Origin of the sequence: Bradyrhizobium sp. JYMT SZCCT0180 (assembly GCF_018130165.1) — a bacterium.
Lineage (GTDB): Bacteria > Pseudomonadota > Alphaproteobacteria > Rhizobiales > Xanthobacteraceae > Bradyrhizobium.
Genome location: NZ_JAFCLZ010000011.1, coordinates 115,252 through 133,262 on the forward strand (window position 1 = coordinate 115,252; position 18,011 = coordinate 133,262).

Below are 18,011 nucleotides of genomic sequence, written 5' to 3' on the forward strand. Positions count from 1 at the left end.
CCGGGCGCTATGCCGTCTGCCGCATCGGCTGCGCCGCGCCATACATCAGCGTGCGCCACAGCCATTCGACCGGGCCATAGCGGTAACGGCCAAGCCACCACGCGCTGAAAAAGACCTGCCCGACATAGACGGCTATGCCGATGGCGAGCGCGCTTGCGGCGCCGAGGCGGCCGAACAGTCCGAGGCCGTAGCCGTAGAATATCGAACTGAAGATCAGGGATTGCATCAAATAGTTGGTGAAGGCCATCCGCCCCAGCGGTGCGGCCCAGCCGAGCAACGTCTTGCCGCTTGCGAGATTGGCGATGCCGATAATGGCCGCGCCATAACCCAGCGCCAGCAGGATGGTGCCGGAGGGATCGCTGAACATGATGCCCTTGACATGGTTGAGGATGGTCAAGGTTGCGCCGAGGACGATGCCGGCGGCAGCGATCGAGAACATCAGGCCTTGATGCGGGGTTCGAAGGACCCCGGTGCGCCAGGCATATGCGCCGAGCAGGAACAGGCCGATGGTGCGCGGGAAGATAAAGACGTGCAGGGGAAAGATGAGCGGCATTTCGCGCAGCCGCAACGCCAGCACGTCGGCATATCCGCCCGTGGCATAGATGCGGTGTTCAACGGCGGCCGCGCGCGCTATTGTCGAAATGTCGGGGAACAGCCCAGGCGGCGGATAGGCCTGCATCAACAGATACATCGCCAGGAACGCCAGTGCGCCGCACGCCAGCAGCCAGCGCGGACCCCACAGCAACGGCAGCACGATCAATCCGGCCAGTGCATATTCGGTGAGGATGTCGCCGTGCCAGATCAGACACAGATGCACGAGGCCGATCGCCAGCAGCACCCCCAGCCGGCGCACCAGAAGCTGCGCGCGTCGCGGGCTTGCCGCAAGCCGATCGAACTGAATGGCAAGTCCAGCCCCGAACAGCAGCGAGAACAGCGCGAACGCCTTCAGGTCGATGCCGAGCATCAGGATCGTTTCGACGGCGCGGTCGATCGGCGGTGCACTGGTTTTGGCGACCAGGAATTGTTCGAAGATGGAAACGCGAAATCCCATCACCAGGTTGATGGTGAGAACGCCGAACAGGGCAATGCCCCGCAACGCGTCGATGGCGTCGATGCGCCGTGCAGAATCGATCGGCTTCGGCGGCGATTCCGTGATGGCTTGATCGCTGGAAGGTATGACGCCGGAAGCCATGCACGATGAAGTCCAGTGGAAGCCGGCGTACGGGAGGCGCTCCGCCCTACGACAGCCGCATGTCCAGCAGCCGTCGGCCTTCGGTCTTCAGCAGTTTCTTCACCGCGCTGGAGGCGGCGATCTCGCCCTGGTTGGCGTAGGCTTCGTGGTTCTTCTCGATGTCGTCGAGCCGGTAGAGGTAATTGACCATGATGCCGGCGGATTCGCGAACGCCCTTCGGCGAGAGATCGCCGAGCCAGTCGATCCGCTCCAGCCGCGCGCCGTTGCCGATATGGAAGCGCGCCACCGAATCGATCAGCCGGCCTTTTGACGTGCGGGCTTTGAGGAAATAATGCGCCGCCAGCGGCTCGAGCACCGCGCGTAGTTGCGTGGTGGTCTCTGCGTTCTCGAACCAGCCGGGCTGGTTGAGCTTTTCCAGCAGCGTGCGTTCGTCGTCGGACAAGGGAACGTCGTCGGCCTCCTTCAGCCATTGCATGAAGCCCGGCACGGGCGACAGCGTCACGAAGGTGTCTAGCTTCGGCAGTTCGCGCCGCAGTTCCTCGACCACCTGCTTGATCAGGAAGCTGCCGAACGAGATGCCGCCAAGTCCCTTCTGGGTGTTCGAGATCGAATAGAACACGGCGGTACGGGCACGGTCGATCGCCACCGGTTGGCGTTCGGCGGCGAGCAGTGGCGCTATCGCGGTCGGGATCGTTTCGGTCAGCGCGACCTCGACGAAGATCAGCGGCTCGTCGGTCAGTTGCGGATGGAAGAACGCGTAGCAGCGGCGGTCGATCGGGTCGATGCGACGGCGCAGATCGTTCCAGTCGTGGATTTCATGCACTGCTTCATAACGGATGATCTGTTCCAGAATGTTCGCTGGCGTCGACCAGTCAATCCTGCGCAGCACGAGAAATCCCCTGTTGAACCAAGAAGACAGCAGATGCACCACGTCGCGGTCCAGCGCTGCCAGATCCTTGTTGCCCTTCATGAGCGAAAGCAGATCGGCGCGCATCGCCACCAGGTCGCTGGTGCCGCCCGGCGCGCGGTTGAGCCGGCGCACCAGTTCCTGGCGCCGTGGCTCGGAAGCAAAATGAAGATCGCTGGCGTCGGCGTCGCTCGGCTGCGCGCGCCAGCTCTCGATCGCGCGCGAAAGCCGTTCGCGGTCGGGACCGTAGTCGCGGGCGAGGGCGGCAAAGAACGAAAGCCGGCCGGCTGTGTCGAGGTCATGGTAGCGATCGAGCACCTCGCGGGCCATCGCGGTGCCGGTAGCCTCGCCGCGGCCCGACAGCAGCGCCTCGCACAGTTCAAGCAGTTCGGAGGCGTCTTCCTTGGTGTCCGAAGATCCGCCGCGCCGTAGCAGCGTGCGGCCGCGTTCGGAAATCGTCGAAAGCAGGTCGGAGAAGAAGGCGTTGGCCATGGGCTAGGTCGATTCCGGAGGTGATGCCGAACCTTACATCGAATCTAGGGCGCGGCCGATCTTATTCAAGCGCATGGATCGTACGGAAATATGTCAGGCTTCGACGAAGGTATAATTCAGGCCTTTTCCGCAAATTCGGTCGGCGTCTTGCCGGTGACCTGCCGGAAGGCGTGCGAAAACGCCGGTACGCTGGCATAGCCGAGGTCGGAAGCCAGCTGCTTGACCGAGACGTTGGCGTCGGTGGAGAGTTTTTCGATCGCGGCCGCGACGCGGGCGCGCTGGCACCAGCTCTTGAAGCTGAGTTGCGTCTCGGCCGAAAACAGCCGCGACAGCGTCCGCGCCGAGGTGCCGACCTCGCGCGCCAGCGTTTCGATCTCATGGGAGCCGGTCGGATCCGACAGCACGATGTCGGCGGCGCGCCGGCAGCGCGGCTCGTGCGGCAGCGGGATGAAGGTCGCGGAGTCTTCCGCCTGGTGTAGCTCCAGCATTGCGAGTTTGACCAAAAGGCCGGTGCGCTCGGCCGTGGTGTGCTCGTCGAACAGCGCCAGAATTGCCTGATGCAACAGCGGCGACACCCGCACCACGAATTCTGACCTGAGGCTCTCGCTGCGCTCCTCGCGGGCCAGCCAGTCGAGGTCGAAATACAGGGTACGCATTTCGATGTCGGCGAGCACGTCGATGGCATGCGCCAGCCGTGCCGGCACCCAGACCGCGCGGTCGGGCGGCACCAGCCAGCGCCCTTTCGGGGTGGTGACCTGCATGGTGCCCCGGGCGGCGTAAACCAGCTGCGCCTCGCGGTGCATGTGGGTGTCGATCCGGAAGCCCTTTTTGTAGGTGTTGGCGATCATATGGATGCCGTCGCCGGTCGAGATGCGGCGCCCGATAATGGCGGCGATTGGCTTTTCGGCGATATTCATTGGCGACATCCCGTCAGGACAACTCCCTATAACCTATTTTGGAAAGTTGCGGGATTCGGGCCCAGGCCTCTGACCGGGACCCGCCCGCCAAGAAACGCCCAACGAGCGCCAAGGACTGGACCAGACCATGAACAGCCCCAGCCGGGTGATCAGCTTCGTCAACGCCGCCCATTTCATCGACCATTATGCGATGCTGATCTTCGCCGCGGCCGTCATCATCATGGGGCCGGCATTCGGCATGGCCTATTCGGAGCTATTGCCTTACGCCACCCCGGGCTTCGTCGCCTTCGGCGCAGGCTCGCTGATCACCGGCTGGCTCGGCGACCGCTGGAGCCGCCGCCACATGATGGTGATCTTCTTTGCCGGCATCGGCGCCTCGATGATCGCGGTCGGCTTCGTGCGGACCCCGCTGGAGCTCGGCGCGGTGCTGCTCTCGATCGGCCTGTTCGCCTCGATCTATCACCCCGTCGGCACCGCCATGATCGTATCCTATGCCGACAAGCTCGGCCGCGAGATGGGCCTGAACGGGGTCTGGGGCAATCTCGGCGTGGCGTCGTCGGCGCTGGTCACCGGCGTGATCGGGCAATATCTCGGCTGGCGCTGGGCCTTCATCGTGCCGGGGGTCGTCACCATGCTGATCGGCGTGGCCTTCGCCATGCTGGTCGTGCACGAGGATCGAACCGGCTCCAGGCAGGCGGCGGCGCAGGCGCGCATCGCCAAAGAGGACATGTGGCGGGTGATCCTGGCGCTGCTGATCGTCGTGATCGCGATCTCGACCACCTTCAACGCCGTCACCGTGGCGCTGCCCAAGCTGTTCGCGGAGCGGCTGGCCGACTTGACCGCGAGCCCGGCGCTGCTCGGCGTCATCGCAGCCGGCGTCTATGTGTTCGGCGCGATGACGCAATACACCATCGGCAAGCTGATCGATCACTACTCGCTCAAGACCGTGATGCTGCCGCTGTCGTTCCTGCTGGCGCCGTTCCTGTATTTCGCGGCGACGCTGTCGAACCTGCCGTTGATCATCGCCTCCATCGGCATCGTGATGGGCGCGTTCGGCCAGGTCACGGTCAATGACGCCATGGTCGGCAAGTACACCACCGATGAATGGCGCTCGCGCGCTTACTCCGTGCGCTACTTCATCGGCTTCACGGCGGCGGGCGCTTCCGTCGGGCTGGTGGCGTGGCTGTACGAGAAGGGCGGCTTTGTCACCATGCTGCAGGCGTTTGGCGCGCTGTGCCTGCTGGTGATCGTCGCCGCCATCATCCTGCCGCAGGAAATCAAGGTGCCGGCGGCGCGGACGAATTAATGGCCTCTGAGTTTGGCTATCAGTTAGCCAGCGCCTTGCCGATGATATCGGAGCTCTTCTCGGCGACCATGATCGTCGCCGGGTGAATGTTCGGCGAGGGCATCGCCGGCATGACGGACGCGTCGACGACCCGCAGGCCGTCGATGCCGCGAACGCGGAGCTGGCTATCGACGACGGCGCCGTCATCCTCGCCCATCCGGCAGGTGCCGCAGGGATGATAGACGGTCGAGCCGACGTTCCGTAAGTAGTCGGCGGCCTGTTCGTCGTTTGTAACTTCCGGACCGGGCCTGATCTGTTCGACCACCAGCGATCGGAAAGGCTCGGTCGCGACGATTTGCCGGGCGATGCGAAAGCCCGCCAGCATGATCCGCATATCGTCAGGGTCGGTCATATAGTTGGCGCGGATGCGCGGCGGCGTGCGGCCCTCCGCGTCGCGCAGCGTGATTTCACCGCGGCTCTTCGGCCGGCAGACGCTGAAGATGAAGGTAAAGCCCGGCCAGCGATGCAGGCCGTTCTTGAACCCGTCAGTCGAAAAATTGAGGCACTGATACTGGATGTCAGGCACCGGTTCGGAGGGGTCTGATTTCGCAAACAGCGTCGCTTCGGTCGCGCCGACCGAGAGTTGTCCGGATCCCCTGAGCAGCCATTCGAGCGCGAGTTTGACCGACTTGGCCGGGTTCATCACGGCTTCGTTCAAGGTATCCGTCGCATTGGTCTTGAATGTGAAGTTCGACTGATAATGGTCCGGCAGGTTCTTGCCGACGCCGGGCAGATCGCTTTTCACGTCGATGCCGAGCTTTGCCAGTTCTGCGGCCGGGCCAATGCCGGAGGCGAGCAACAGCACCGGAGAGTTGATCGCGCCGCTTGAGACGATGAGCTCGCGCCGCGCGCCGATGCGCTGGATCTGGCCGTCGCGTTCGACCTCCACGCCGATGGCGCGGCGTCCGTCGAACAGGATGCGGCGGACGCGGGTCTTCGTCATCAGTTCGAGGTTTTTGCGGGCAAGGTTCGGCTTGAGATATCCGACCGCCGTCGAGCGGCGCCAGCCATTGTGGACGTTGAGCGGGGCGAAGCCGACGCCGTCAATGCGCTCGCCGTTGAAATCGGGGTTGCGCTGATATTGCAGGCGCTCGCAGGCCTCGACGAAGGCCTTCGCCGCCGTCGAAGGGCGTTTGATGTTCGACACCGTTATCGGACCGCCGGTGCCGCGCCATTCGTTGGCGCCATCAACGCTGTGCTCCATTCGCTTGAAATAGGGCAGCACGTCCTTGTAGCTCCAGCCACGCGCGCCAAGGCGTTGCCATTCGTCATAGTCGCTGGGCGCGCCGCGCAGGAAGACGAGGCCGTTGATGGAGCCGGAGCCGCCCAGAACCTTGCCGCGCGGCCAGATCACGGTTCGGCCGCCCAGACCCGGTTCTGGTTCGGTCTCATAGCCCCAGTTCATCTTCGGATTCGGCACCAGTTTGCCGAACCCCATCGGAATGTGAATCCAGGGATTGCGATCGCGTCCGCCGGCCTCGATGACGCAAAGCGACACTTTTGGATTTTCCGTCAGCCGCGCCGACAACACGCAGCCGGCGGAGCCGCCGCCCACCACGACGACATCGAATTCCGCATCAAAACCGGATTTACGCATCAAGGTATTTCGCTCCCGATCTGCTTCTTCCGCGGAGGATAGTGCCCGGCGGATGGTCTGGATAGGCCTTCGCGCTACTCGACCTTGGGCAGCACCGCGTGCAGGTGGTGGTTCGAGATCTGCATCAGGCCGCTAAAGGGCTGGCTGAGATCGACGATCAGGAACAGCGCGCTCGACACCGAGAGCGCGAACACCAGAATGGCCGCGATGACGATCGGGCCAGGATCGGCGAACAGGCTGAAGCTGGCGAAGATCACCACCAGCCAGAACGTCAGCACGATGAAGAACGGCACCGGTATCGCATTGTCGCTTTGCGTGAAAACCAGCAGCCGGGTCCGGCCCATGTCGGTGGTGATCTCGATGATGCGGGATTTCAGCGAGGTTTGCTCGGCATTAGCCGGCTTCAGGCCCTCGACCGCGTTGTAAAATCGCTCGGCATTCCTGCCGATCGCGAGCGTCGATCCGCCGTCTTCGCCGATGCTCTGCTGCCAGATCCGCAGCGCCGCCGACGGGATGATTTCCCGCAGCAGGGTCCGCGCGGCCTTTGCTTCCGGGCCGTATTTGGCGAGCAGCTGATCGACCAGAACGGCGTTGGTGCCGAGCTGGCGTATATTGCTGCTCTGGGCATCAAAGGTGTTCTTGGCGGATGCGATCATCAGGCCGATCACGAGGGCGGCCAGCGTCGCGAGAAATCCCGCACCGAGGCGGATGGTTTCCCTGGATCCGCCGTCGAGCCGGTCCGCCAGCAAGGACCTTTTCAGAATCATGCCGATGGCCGTACCGATCAGGATCGATACGAAGGAGGCCAGGAACGCGGTCGTCGAACTCATGGCATCGTCACCTGTGTGGTCGCCGGGCAGGGGTATTTCATTTTCTGCGCTTCGCCAATCCGCATATGCATGGCGGATAGCTGTACCCGCCATCGTCCCTGCGCTAAAAGTAGGCCTCCAGAACTGACCGGGCGCGAGACCCGGCGTGGAGGAAACCGATGCCCCATCAATTGCCGCGACTTGCCGGCCTCGTCCTTGGAGCCATGATGATAGCGATGCCGGCAAATGCCGATGCCCTGAAAGATGAAATCGCGCCGACCGGCAAGCTGCGGGTGGCAATTGCGATCAGCCCGGCGGGCGGCGCGTTCTGGTCGACCAAAACCGAATCCGGCTATGCCGGCGTCCCGGTCGATCTCGGCAAGGCGATGGCGGCACAGCTCGGCGTTCCCGTCGAATATGTCGTGCACCAGAATTCCGGCCAGATCGTTGACGCCGCATCCAAGGGCACCTGGGACGTCACCTTCCTGCCGAAGGATCCGGAGCGCGAAGGCAAGATGTCGTTCGGGCCGATCTATGAGGTCGCGGACGCCACCTACATCGTCAAGCCTGGCTCGACGGTGACCAATTTTGCGTCCCTCGATCAACCCGGCGTCAAGATCGCCGCCGTCAACAACACCACGACCATGCGCGGCGCGATTGCGCATTTGAAGAATGCCAAGGTCACCGGCTATCAGACCTTTGACGAAATCGCCGGCCTGCTTGCGAAGGGCGAGATCGATGCCTTCGCATTGTCGCGCGAAACGCTCAACGCCATGGCCAAGAAGATTCCGGGCACGCGCGTGCTCGACGAAACCTTCAAGCAGACGGTGACCGCGGTCGCGGTGCCGCTCAATCATCCGTTGTCGCACGCGTTTGCGGTCAAGTTCCTGACCGAGTCGATCTCGAACGGCACGCTGCGCAAGGCCTATGACAATAACGGCCTGAAGGACTCGCCGATCCGGACTCAGACGAAGTGAGCTAATGGTGCGTTAGCCCGCGCTGCTTCCACAAGCACGCTGCGCTCCCTCTCCCGCGCTTGCGGGGGAGGGTTGGGGTGGGGGTGTCTCCGCGAGACAGACTGTTCGTGTGGAGAGAGCTTCCCCCACCCGGATCGCATCTCACGATGCGATCCGACCTAAGAGCGAGCTTCGCTCGTCTCGACCCCCGCAAGCGCGGGAGAGGTGAAGCGAGCCCGGCGCTGACACTTGTTGCGTCCGTTTTCCATGCCTGCGCTACATCTGTGCAACTGCACAAATACAAGGCATGAGATCGATGCGCCTGGGTGCGATCCGGGGCGATTAATCCTGTAGAATCACGGGGCTTTTGCCACTTCCGCGCCTGCGCCCTGTTGGCACATCGATTGCTTAAATGCTTCTCAGTCAATGACGACTGCCGTCCTACGGATTGCCGAAGCCAGTGTTGGCCAAGGCGCAGGGATCAGGCGACCTCCATGAGGTGCCTGGAGCAGTCATCGGGACCACTCCACAAACATCTCTGTCTCCAATCAAGCGTGAGCGTGTGACCCGCGGCGCCCAGCAGAAGCGTTTGCTTCTGCGGCCGGTTGCGGCATGCGCGCGCGAGGACGGCTCGCCACACCTCACATCGGCGCGGGCCACATGGCTGCCGGCGCTGACTAGATTTTTGCGAAACAGGGGGAACTGCAATGGCCTATCTCGTGCCTTCGGAATTCGTGACCAAGATGGTCGATGCCGGAGAATCCAAGATCTTCATGTCGACGCGCGACACCGTGATTCGCGCCTATATGGCCGGCGCCATCCTGACGCTGGCGGCGTGGTTCGCCGTCACGATGGGCGTCCAAACCGGCCAGCCGATCATCGGGGCGATCCTGTTTCCGGTCGGCTTCTGCATGCTCTATCTGTTCGGCTTCGACCTCTTGACCGGCGTGTTCGTGCTGTGTCCGCTGGCGCTGATCGACAAGCGTCCGGGCGTGACGCTCGGCGGCGTGCTGCGCAACTGGGGTCTGGTGTTCATCGGCAATTTCGGCGGCGCTTTCACCGTCGCGGTGATGGCGGCGATCGTCTGCACCTTCGGATTCTCCACGCCTCCCGACAAGGTCGGCGTCGCGCTCGGCCATATCGGCGAGGGCCGCACCGTGGGCTACGCGGCTCACGGCATCAACGGCATGCTGACGCTGTTTGTTCGCGGCATGCTCTGCAACTGGATGGTATCGGCCGGCGTCGTCGGCGCGATGATCTCGACCTCGGTCAGCGGCAAGGTGATCGCGATGTGGATGCCGATCATGCTGTTCTTCGCCATGACCTTCGAACATTCGATCGTGAACATGTTCCTGTTTCCCGCCGGCCTGCTGCTCGGCGGCAAGTTCACGATCATTGACTACCTGGTCTGGAACGAGATCCCGACCGTGGTCGGAAATCTCGTCGGCGGTCTCGCGTTCACCGGCCTGACGCTCTACACCACCCACGTCAAGACCGCGCCGAAGCGCGCGGTGGGGTTGACCGAGCAGGCCCCATCAGCGCGTTCACGCGCGTCTTAGACACGCAATGGGTCTCAACTCTCAGGGGTTGAGACCCCCATTTTCCTTTGACGGGACAGATGCCACGTGAACTGAAAATATCGGTCGGGCAATATTCTGACAAAGGTCGCAAGGAGACCAATCAGGATTTTCACGGCGTCCTGATTCCGGCCGAGCCGCTATTGAGCCTCAAGGGCATCGCCGTCGTGCTGGCGGACGGCATCTCGAGCAGCAATGTCAGCCGCATCGCCGCTGAATCCGCCGTCAAGGGCTTTTTGACCGACTATTACTGCACCTCGGAATCCTGGTCGGTGCGAACCTCTGCCCAGCGCGTGCTGGAAGCGACCAATTCCTGGCTGCATTCGCAAACGCGAAGAAGCCAGTATTCCTACGACCGGGACCGCGGCTACGTCTGCACGTTGAGCGCCATCGTCCTCAAGTCGACCACGGCGCATCTGTTTCACGTCGGCGATTCCAGGATCTATCGCCTGTCTGGCAACTCGCTGGAGCAGCTGACCAACGACCATCGCGTCATCATTTCGTCGGAACAGTCCTATCTCGGCCGCGCGCTCGGGGTGAATCCGCAGATCGAAATCGACTACCTGATGTCCCGGGTCGAGAAGGGCGACACCTTCGTGCTGGTGACCGACGGCGTCTACGAACATGTCAGCGACCGCCATATCGCCAGAACGGTTCGGGATAACGCCGCGGATCTCGACCAGGCGGCAAAAGCCGTCGCCGAACTCGCCTTTGAACTCGGCAGCAAGGACAATCTCACCATCCAGATCGTTCGCGTCGACGAGCTGCCCGAAAGCGCCGCCAGCGAAGTGTTCGGGCAGCCGAGAGAACTGCCGCTGCCGCCGCTATTGGAAGCGCGGCAGGTTTTCGACGGCTACCGGATCGTCAGGGAATTGCACGGCTCTAGCCGCAGCCACATTTATCTGGCCGTCGACATCGAGAGCGAGGACGTCGTCACCCTCAAGATCCCCTCGATCGACCTGCGCGACGACCCGGAATATCTCAAGCGGTTCATGATGGAAGAATGGGTGGCGCGGCGGATCGACAGCCCGCACGTGCTGAAGCCGTGTTTGCCGTCACGCAAGCGCAACTTCCTCTATGTCGCGACCGAGTACATCGACGGCCAGACGCTGACGCAATGGATGATCGACAATCCCCGGCCGACGCTGGAGACGGTGCGCGGCATCGTCGAGCAGATCGCCAAGGGCCTGCGCGCCTTTCACCGCAAGGAGATGCTGCATCAGGACCTGCGGCCCGACAACATCATGATCGACAGGACCGGAACGGTGAAGATCATCGATTTCGGCTCGACCAAGATCACCGGCGTCATCGAGGCCGCTCCATCCGGCAACCGCAACGATATTCTCGGCACCGCGCAATACACCGCGCCGGAATACTTTCTGGGCGAGCCGGTCTCGTCGCGCTCCGACCTGTTCTCGCTCGGGGTCATCACCTATCACATGCTGACGGGAAAGCTGCCCTATGGCGCCGCAGCGGCGAAAGCCCGAACCCGTTCGCAGTTCAACAGGCTGGTCTACAGCCCGGCCTCGCATCGCGACCGCGAAGTGCCGGTATGGGTCGACGGCACGCTAGAGCGCGCGGTGCATCCGAACCCTTACAAGCGATACGACAGCCTGTCGGAATTCCTGCACGATTTGCGTCATCCCAACGCCAATTATCTCGGCACCTCGTCAACACCGCTGATCGAGCGCAACCCGCTGCTGTTCTGGAAGAGCACGACCATCGTGCTGGCGCTGGCGGTGATCGTACTGCTGGCGATGCAGCACGGGATGCATCGGTGATGCGGACTGCGTGACTCAAGTTCCGTCATGGCCGGGCTTGTCCCGGCCATCCACGTCTTTCTTCCTATTAGGCAGCAAAGACGTGGATGCCCGGCACAAGGCCGGGCATGACGGAGCTAGAGGCTAATTCCCCACCACAATCGGGTCCATTCCGCTCTTGACGATCTCCGGCCGCGCCGCGGGCGAGGCGAGGAATTGGATCAGCGCCTTGGCGGCGTCGGGCTCTTTGGAGACGCTGGCAATCGCGGCGGAGAACACCGTGATCTTCTGTAATTCGTCGGGCAGGGGACCGACGATCTCGATACCTTCGACCGGCCGCAGCTCGCTGATCTGCTGGAAGCCGATCTCGGCGTTGCCGTGCGCGACGATTTCGCCGACCGGGGTCGCCGGAATTTTTCGCGCCTTGTCCTTCATGGCGTCCCTGATGCCGAGCTTGTCGAACATCTCGGTCGAGACATAGACGCCGCTGGCGCTGTCGGAATAGGCGATGGTCTTGGCGGCCAGCAGCACGCGCTTGACCGCGTCCGCGTTGCTGATGTCCGGCTTCGGCGCGCCTGCCTTCACCGCAACCCCGATCGGCGATTTGACAAGGTCGATCTTGCTTTCCGCAATCACCTTGCCCTGCTTGGCGAGATCGTCGATCGCATAGCCGACCATGATCAGGACGTCTGCGGCCTCGCCGCGCTCCAGCCGCACCGGAATAGCATTCGCCGTCGTGCCCATCGACGGACCGTAGGCGGTCAGCACCTTGTGGCCGGTGGCGCGCTCGAATTCAGGGACCAGTGCCTTATAGGCGGCCGCCAATCCGCCGGAGATCATGACGCGAACCTCGGCGGCGGAGGCGGCGCCTGAAAACGCGAATGCGGCAACGAAGCCGAGTGCGAGTGCGCGGAAGTTAGCTGAATTCAGCCGCATGGTTATTCCTCCCGGGGCGCTTCTTGAGCGGACGTCCTTGCCAGGGATGTTAGCGCGCAAAGAGCGAAGCGGCTACCTCAAATGGCCGTCCCGTCATTGCGAGCGAAGCGAAGCAATCCATGCTTCGTCTTGCCGAGCCATGGATTGCTTCGCTGGGCTCGCAATGACGCCGGAGGGCCCAAACAGCACACCCTCACTGGTTGCACGTTACGCCTAAGGTCTAGTTCCACGGGCTTGCCTGCTTCGGCACAAATAGTCCTGACGACAACGAAAACCAAAACAGGCGGAGGATGCAGATGGGCAGGCCCTCGTGGCGCTGGTGGACACGAAACAAGGACAAATCCGCAAGCGAGAGGACGTCCCCGTCCGAAGAGTTTGCAGGCGGGGATCGGCGCCAGCTGTTGCAAGCCCTTTCCGCGATCGCCGGCAGCGGCGCGCTGGCTGTGATGTCGCAACCCGCCGAAGCGAAAGACTCGAGCGAACTGCCGCCTCCCAAGCGGGCGCTGACCGGCCGCGATGCGGCCGGCAAGTCGGTGTTCAAGTCCTTTGACGTTACGTCCAAGGTCGTGGAGATCGATAGCAATCCGGGGCTGACATTCTACGAGCTCTACATGACCGAAGGTGTGCCGCAGCTCACCGGCCTCGAGCCGGACCCGATGCTCAAGGGCACAATAGGTTTTCCCGGCCCGGGCGGCACGATGTTCCGCCTGATCTCGTATCCGCCGAGGCGGCCCGAGGGCTACAAGCCGCCGGCCGGCGTCACGTTCGAAAGCGGGCTGAAGGAATTGTCCGACAAGCTCCCCGGCATGGGTGACGTTTTCGACCGCAGCGCGCCGGGCATGCATACGTCCGATACCATCGACTACGGCGTCGTGGTTCGCGGCGAGATGACGCTTGAGCTGGATGACGGCCAGAAGGTCCATCTGCGCCAGGGCGATTGCATCGTGCAGAACGGCACAAGGCATCGCTGGCGCAACCCGCTATCGGAGCCCTGTCTGATGGCCTTCATCTCGATCGGCGGCAAGCGCGCCTAGGACTTGCGCTGCTAACGACGCGACTGCCTTCGCAGATCGGGACACCGTATTTGCCCGGAATCCACAATAGAACGGTTCTGCGGTATCAAACTGCCAGGCAGGATTTCATACTTAAAAATTTTAACGAGGCCGCTGACATCACTCAGCGGCCTTTTAATTTTTGGAACTCGTGACACGAGGCAGGTTCCAGCGGCGCAACCACCGCTGCACCGCATTATTTCACCTTGTCCTGCGACACATCCATGATCATGCGCGCCGACAGGTAAAGCCGCGGCACGATGGTCTCCAGCTTGACGTATTCGGCGTCGTTGGAGTGGGCGCCAAAGCCGCTGAGCCCAAAGCCCTCGATGACGGGGGCCTTGGTCTTCAGCGCGGCAAACGCGGCGTCGGTGCCGCCGCCTGAGGCGACGTCGATTACCTTCAAGGGCAGCCCGAGTTCCTCGTAGATGGCGGTGCCGTGGGCGGCCAGGCGGCGCGAGGCGGGGGTTGCTTCCAGCGGCGGGCGGCGCATCTCGAACTTCAGCTGCACCTTGGCGTCGGGGATCCGCTGGGTCTTGATGCGTTGCTGCAGCGTGGCCTCCAGCTCGGCGAAGTCAGACACCTTCAGCGCCCGTGCGTCGCCTTGCGCGGTAGCCTGCGCCGGGATCACGTTGCGGTTGGTGCCGGACTGCGAGACGGTCCAGTTCAGGGACAGGCCCTGTTCGCGCCGCGACAGGTCGCTCAATTGCAGCATCTGGTGTGACAGCTCGTACAGCGCGTTGACGCCCTTTTCCGGCGCCGCGCCGGCGTGCGAGGCCTTGCCGTCCACCGTCAGGTACGCCGCGCCGATGCCGCTGGTGGCCAGGCGCAAATTGCCGTCCATTCCGCCGCCCTCATAGGAGAACACCGCGTCCTGCTCGCCCGCCATGCGGGTGATGGTGCTGCGCGAGCCTGGTGAGCTGATCTCCTCGTCGCCGTTGATCAGCACGGTCAGCATGCCGTAATCCGTAAACTTCAATTTTTGCAGCATCGCCACCGCGTGCAGGATCAGTGCGATGCCCTGCTTGTCGTCGCCGACGGCGAGGCCATAGGCGCGGTCGCCGTCGATGCGGAAGGGTTGGTCCTTCAGCATGCCTTTCAGATAGACGGTGTCCATGTGGGCGATCAGCATGATCTTCCTGGTTCCCGTCCCCTTGAACTCCGCATGGACCATGGAACCCGGCTTCGGCGGCGTGTCGTCCATCCGGTAGACGTCGGTGGGCTCGATGATCGCGACCTTGCCGCCGAGCCTGGTCAGGCGCTCGGCGATCAACGCCGCCAGCTGCGCCAGGCCCTCGGCATCCTTGCTGCCGGACTCGATGTTGACGAGGTCACGCAGCGTGTCGAGCAGCGGGGCCTTTTCCTGCTGCGCCAGCTCGTGGATGCTGGCCACCGGCGCGGCCGGTGCGGGCAGGGGCGACAGGGCCAGGGTGCAGGCGGCGATACAGGCCAGTGGGAAACGCAGAGGGAACCGGGCGGGACGCGACATGGCGAGCCTTTCGAATGATCTGACCATACTGATTGTTCGTAGCGTGGCTCTACCCACCCTACGGTCCTTGTTTCAAGCATTCGAGCGAGGCGTTCTGGAGTCTACAGCTAAATGAATGCGATGGTTTCGGAAAATAATAGCCGGAAGCACAGGTAGGAGATTGCGATGGATGATCGAACCGTGCGGGCGAGGCTGGAGCGCCATTGGGATGCTTCGGACGCGAGCGATTTCGAGGCCGAACATGAAATCTACCGCGAGGATGCGGTGCTTGATTATCCGCAATCGGGCGAGCGGATTCGCGGCCGGCACAATATTCAAGAGAGCCGGACCGTCCAGCCGAACAAGAAACATTTTGCGGTGCGGCGAATGATCGGCAGCAGCGATCTCTGGATCACTGAATTCGTACTTACCTATGACGGCATACCGTCTTACGCCGTGAGCATCATGGAGTTCCGCGAAGGATTGGTGGCCCACGAAACGCAATATTTCGCCGATCGTTTTGACCCTGCAGCCTCGCGTACGCATCTTGTTGAGCGAGTCTAGCGCGGCTGAGCCAACGCGTCGCGCGAATGCCCGCCCGATGACAGGCTCCACGATTTCAGGGTTTTCGCTGTGACGTAATCCCGTATGGCACTTCGCTTGTACGGGTTACTTGCTGAGGCGCTCACACCTGTGCGCCCCCATGCGCGTGTTTGGGGTCTCCGCAATCACACGGACGAAAATCGCTGGCCGCGTCTCATTGCCCTACATACTGTATGAGGGCTGCCAAACATGGCGGCGTGGAAGGGGTTCAAATGAACGCCATGATGCAAAAGATCAAAGAGCACATTTGCGCTGCCTGCAATGGAACGGGATTCCCTGCGGTGAAGCAGCCCGTGCTGGCAACTCGCAAGATCTATCCGGCGAAGTGCGAGGCCTGTGCCGGCAAGGGAAGAATTACGGACGCCGACTGAATTCAGCTAGCGTATCCCGGATGAGCCGACGGGTCGTGCAAATGCGCGCCCGATCCGCGACATCCGGGTTTTCGCGGCGATGACGTGATCCCGTTGGCGCGTCGTAAGGCTACTTGCTGAGACCGAGGCGCTCGCGGGGCGGATTGAGCCGCGCCGCTAATCGGACATCGAGAGGCTGATCAAATCGGCGCGAATGACCTGAGCCCCTGCGCCCAGCGTGCCTTGCCCTACCACCAGTTCGTGCCCGGTTGCCAGTACTGCTGGCCGCCGCCGCGCCGGCGGGTATTGGCGGGTTGGGGAGGCTGGGGTTCCCAACTGCGCTGGAAAAACGGGTTGAAGCCGTCGCTCTGGACGGTGTCGTTCGCCGCGTAGACATCGATCGGGGGCGTCGGCTTGCGCGTGATGAAGCCGCCCTGCGGCTGAGTGCTCAGCACCGCGACGAACTCGGTACGATAGTTGGTCTCTGCGCTCAGCGGCTCGTCCGAAATGACGATCGAGGATCGCGGCACGGCGGTCGGCGCGATGCGATCGAGCACTTCCTGCGGGATGGTGATGCGGTCAAGCGCGGCCTTGGCGTTGTCGGCGTCATCGATGGTGACCGCGGTCCAGCGCAGGCCGGAATCGTTTTGCGCCACCGCCGTGAACACGTGCGTGCCGATCGGCCTGTCGGAATTGCGGATCGTAACCGGAACCTCGATCGTCGCATCGAACACAATGCCGCCGCCGTCGGGTGCCGGCTTATGCGTCGGGCGGCGCACGTACAGCTTTTGCGTCGCGCGGCTGATGTAGATCGAGACCGGCTCGAGCGCGAGCTTGGCCTCGCTCGCCGCTTTGGCGGTGTCGGCCTTCCTGGTCTGGGCCGCCTTGGCGGCTTCCTTGGCCGCGGCGGCGCCGTCGAGCTTCGATTTTGCGTCGGCCTTGGCGGATTCGAACTGGGTCCCGACGTCCGCGGCCTTGGCGGCGGCCTTTTGCCTGAGATCCTCGGCCTTCGCCTTGGCCTCGTCCGTCCTGGCGGCGGCGACCGCCTTCTCGGCGGAGGCAAGCTCGCCGTCGGCGCGGGCCTTCAGTCCCTGCAGCTTGCGCAGCGACGCCGTCAGCGACGCGGTCTCGCGCGTCGTCGTCGCGATGGCTTTCTTCGCCTCGTCGGCCGCCTTGGCAGCCTCTGCCGCCTCGCGGGGCAGCGCTTCGGCCCTGGCCGGCGCGGCTGCGATGGCTTCGCGGTTCGGCGAGAACAGCGCCGGATGGGAGAGTTCCACTGGCTCGGCGTCGTTGGGTGAGATGATCACCCGCATCCCGATCCGCGTCTTGTCGAACGTCTTGTCGGCAAACCCGAACGGCATCCGCACGCAGCCGTGCGAGGCCGCATAGCCGGGCAGCGGCCCGCCATGAAGCGCGATGCCGTTCCAGGTGATGCGCTGCATGTTCGGCATCTCGGCATCGTCATACATGTTCGAGCGGTGTTCCCTGTTCTTCTCCAGGATGGCGAACACGCCGGCGGGCGTCTCGCGTCCCTTGGTGCCGGTCGACACCGGCGCGCGCAGGATCCAGCCGTCGGCGTCGTAGAAAGTGACCTGCTGGCTCTTGATCGACACGATCGCCATCAGCGGCTCGCCGGCATCGCGCGGCGCCATCGCCTCGGTAGCGGGCTTCGGGCGCGCCTGTTTCGGCGCGGCGTCGGCGGCCAGTCCCGTCAAGGCCGTCAGTGCGGCCACCGCCGCGAATGTCACAATGGCAGGAACACCCCGGGCAGGAACACCCCGACGCCGCATCGCCACGGAGGGTCGCGCCGTCGTAAATCGAATTACCATTCCTTGCCCCGGTTCAAATGTCTGTCCGCGCGTGCGTCGATCAGATGTCAGATTCATGAATTTTGGATCAACCAATCGCTACCACCACCCACGCCGCGAATGCGGCCCGTTCCGGGGGCGATTCACTTTTATACGACAGCCTGCGCAGGAGAAAGAGCGGCCCGCGGGCCGGATTGTAACGATCCGGATACATCGGTGCGACAAAACAACCCGGACGGGCG

At 63.1% G+C, this 18,011-nt stretch carries 15 protein-coding genes; 7 read left to right on the forward strand and 8 right to left on the reverse strand.

Going from position 1 to position 18,011, the window contains the following annotated elements:
* Nucleotides 1-7: 7 nt before the first annotated feature.
* The 3 genes from JQ641_RS17655 to JQ641_RS17665 form a co-directional block, all read right to left on the reverse strand.
* Nucleotides 8-1,192, reverse strand: a complete 1,185-nt coding sequence (locus JQ641_RS17655) for a DUF418 domain-containing protein (RefSeq protein WP_211997256.1) — start codon at nucleotides 1,190-1,192, stop codon at nucleotides 8-10.
* A 46-nt stretch (nucleotides 1,193-1,238) separates the two neighbouring features.
* Nucleotides 1,239-2,591: a malonyl-CoA decarboxylase gene (locus JQ641_RS17660; protein WP_211997257.1), complete on the reverse strand. Its 1,353-nt coding sequence runs from the start codon at nucleotides 2,589-2,591 to the stop codon at nucleotides 1,239-1,241.
* Between the two features lie 116 nt (nucleotides 2,592-2,707).
* Nucleotides 2,708-3,508: an AraC family transcriptional regulator gene (locus JQ641_RS17665; RefSeq protein ID WP_249150521.1), complete on the reverse strand. Its 801-nt coding sequence runs from the start codon at nucleotides 3,506-3,508 to the stop codon at nucleotides 2,708-2,710.
* Nucleotides 3,509-3,635: 127 nt separating this feature from the next.
* Between JQ641_RS17665 and JQ641_RS17670 the strand changes: the two genes are divergently transcribed.
* On the forward strand, nucleotides 3,636-4,814 hold the full coding sequence (locus tag JQ641_RS17670) for an MFS transporter (RefSeq protein ID WP_211997259.1): 1,179 nt from the start codon (nucleotides 3,636-3,638) through the stop codon (nucleotides 4,812-4,814).
* 19 nt (nucleotides 4,815-4,833) lie between these two features.
* Here the strand turns inward: JQ641_RS17670 and JQ641_RS17675 are convergent, their stop codons facing one another.
* Nucleotides 4,834-6,450 (reverse strand): GMC family oxidoreductase, encoded by a 1,617-nt coding sequence (locus tag JQ641_RS17675; protein ID WP_211997260.1) that lies wholly within the window; start codon nucleotides 6,448-6,450, stop codon nucleotides 4,834-4,836.
* A 74-nt stretch (nucleotides 6,451-6,524) separates the two neighbouring features.
* Nucleotides 6,525-7,280, reverse strand: a complete 756-nt coding sequence (locus JQ641_RS17680) for a bestrophin-like domain (protein WP_211997261.1) — start codon at nucleotides 7,278-7,280, stop codon at nucleotides 6,525-6,527.
* Between the two features lie 158 nt (nucleotides 7,281-7,438).
* On the opposite strand from JQ641_RS17680, the gene JQ641_RS17685 reads away from it, so the two are divergent.
* From JQ641_RS17685 to JQ641_RS17695, 3 genes are all read left to right on the forward strand, one after another.
* Complete coding sequence (locus JQ641_RS17685) at nucleotides 7,439-8,236, forward strand: transporter substrate-binding domain-containing protein (RefSeq protein ID WP_211997262.1); 798 nt, start codon at nucleotides 7,439-7,441, stop codon at nucleotides 8,234-8,236.
* A 686-nt stretch (nucleotides 8,237-8,922) separates the two neighbouring features.
* Nucleotides 8,923-9,774 carry a formate/nitrite transporter family protein gene (locus JQ641_RS17690; RefSeq protein WP_211997263.1) on the forward strand — a complete coding sequence of 284 codons (852 nt, stop codon included), beginning with the start codon at nucleotides 8,923-8,925 and terminating at the stop codon, nucleotides 9,772-9,774.
* Nucleotides 9,775-9,833: 59 nt separating this feature from the next.
* Complete coding sequence (locus JQ641_RS17695) at nucleotides 9,834-11,573, forward strand: bifunctional protein-serine/threonine kinase/phosphatase (RefSeq protein ID WP_211997264.1); 1,740 nt, start codon at nucleotides 9,834-9,836, stop codon at nucleotides 11,571-11,573.
* 123 nt (nucleotides 11,574-11,696) lie between these two features.
* On the opposite strand, the gene JQ641_RS17700 is transcribed toward JQ641_RS17695, so the two are convergent.
* Nucleotides 11,697-12,488 carry a substrate-binding domain-containing protein gene (locus JQ641_RS17700; protein ID WP_211997265.1) on the reverse strand — a complete coding sequence of 264 codons (792 nt, stop codon included), beginning with the start codon at nucleotides 12,486-12,488 and terminating at the stop codon, nucleotides 11,697-11,699.
* Nucleotides 12,489-12,889: 401 nt separating this feature from the next.
* Between JQ641_RS17700 and JQ641_RS17705 the strand changes: the two genes are divergently transcribed.
* Nucleotides 12,890-13,522, forward strand: a complete 633-nt coding sequence (locus JQ641_RS17705; RefSeq protein WP_249150522.1) for a cupin domain-containing protein — start codon at nucleotides 12,890-12,892, stop codon at nucleotides 13,520-13,522.
* Nucleotides 13,523-13,736: 214 nt separating this feature from the next.
* Here the strand turns inward: JQ641_RS17705 and JQ641_RS17710 are convergent, their stop codons facing one another.
* Complete coding sequence (locus tag JQ641_RS17710; protein ID WP_211997266.1) at nucleotides 13,737-15,029, reverse strand: M20/M25/M40 family metallo-hydrolase; 1,293 nt, start codon at nucleotides 15,027-15,029, stop codon at nucleotides 13,737-13,739.
* A 165-nt stretch (nucleotides 15,030-15,194) separates the two neighbouring features.
* On the opposite strand from JQ641_RS17710, the gene JQ641_RS17715 reads away from it, so the two are divergent.
* Together JQ641_RS17715 and JQ641_RS17720 are read left to right on the forward strand one after the other, a co-directional pair.
* On the forward strand, nucleotides 15,195-15,572 hold the full coding sequence (locus JQ641_RS17715) for a nuclear transport factor 2 family protein (RefSeq protein WP_211997267.1): 378 nt from the start codon (nucleotides 15,195-15,197) through the stop codon (nucleotides 15,570-15,572).
* 251 nt (nucleotides 15,573-15,823) lie between these two features.
* Nucleotides 15,824-15,982, forward strand: a complete 159-nt coding sequence (locus JQ641_RS17720) for a hypothetical protein (protein ID WP_211997268.1) — start codon at nucleotides 15,824-15,826, stop codon at nucleotides 15,980-15,982.
* A 227-nt stretch (nucleotides 15,983-16,209) separates the two neighbouring features.
* On the opposite strand, the gene JQ641_RS17725 is transcribed toward JQ641_RS17720, so the two are convergent.
* Entirely contained in the window at nucleotides 16,210-17,790 is a 1,581-nt protein-coding gene (locus tag JQ641_RS17725) for a L,D-transpeptidase (RefSeq protein WP_211997269.1), read from the reverse strand.
* Nucleotides 17,791-18,011 lie beyond the last annotated feature (221 nt).

What these genes read in the sequence shown, in the direction of transcription:
- JQ641_RS17655 (WP_211997256.1), bottom strand. Translation starts at nt 1,192, where the DNA reads ATGGCTTCCGGCGTCATACCTTCCAGCGATCAAGCCATCACGGAATCG.
- JQ641_RS17660 (WP_211997257.1), bottom strand. Translation starts at nt 2,591, where the DNA reads ATGGCCAACGCCTTCTTCTCCGACCTGCTTTCGACGATTTCCGAACGC.
- JQ641_RS17665 (WP_249150521.1), bottom strand. Translation starts at nt 3,508, where the DNA reads ATGAATATCGCCGAAAAGCCAATCGCCGCCATTATCGGGCGCCGCATC.
- JQ641_RS17670 (WP_211997259.1), top strand. Translation starts at nt 3,636, where the DNA reads ATGAACAGCCCCAGCCGGGTGATCAGCTTCGTCAACGCCGCCCATTTC.
- JQ641_RS17675 (WP_211997260.1), bottom strand. Translation starts at nt 6,450, where the DNA reads ATGCGTAAATCCGGTTTTGATGCGGAATTCGATGTCGTCGTGGTGGGC.
- JQ641_RS17680 (WP_211997261.1), bottom strand. Translation starts at nt 7,280, where the DNA reads ATGAGTTCGACGACCGCGTTCCTGGCCTCCTTCGTATCGATCCTGATC.
- JQ641_RS17685 (WP_211997262.1), top strand. Translation starts at nt 7,439, where the DNA reads ATGCCCCATCAATTGCCGCGACTTGCCGGCCTCGTCCTTGGAGCCATG.
- JQ641_RS17690 (WP_211997263.1), top strand. Translation starts at nt 8,923, where the DNA reads ATGGCCTATCTCGTGCCTTCGGAATTCGTGACCAAGATGGTCGATGCC.
- JQ641_RS17695 (WP_211997264.1), top strand. Translation starts at nt 9,834, where the DNA reads ATGCCACGTGAACTGAAAATATCGGTCGGGCAATATTCTGACAAAGGT.
- JQ641_RS17700 (WP_211997265.1), bottom strand. Translation starts at nt 12,488, where the DNA reads ATGCGGCTGAATTCAGCTAACTTCCGCGCACTCGCACTCGGCTTCGTT.
- JQ641_RS17710 (WP_211997266.1), bottom strand. Translation starts at nt 15,029, where the DNA reads ATGTCGCGTCCCGCCCGGTTCCCTCTGCGTTTCCCACTGGCCTGTATC.
- JQ641_RS17715 (WP_211997267.1), top strand. Translation starts at nt 15,195, where the DNA reads ATGGATGATCGAACCGTGCGGGCGAGGCTGGAGCGCCATTGGGATGCT.
- JQ641_RS17720 (WP_211997268.1), top strand. Translation starts at nt 15,824, where the DNA reads ATGAACGCCATGATGCAAAAGATCAAAGAGCACATTTGCGCTGCCTGC.
- JQ641_RS17725 (WP_211997269.1), bottom strand. Translation starts at nt 17,790, where the DNA reads ATGGTAATTCGATTTACGACGGCGCGACCCTCCGTGGCGATGCGGCGT.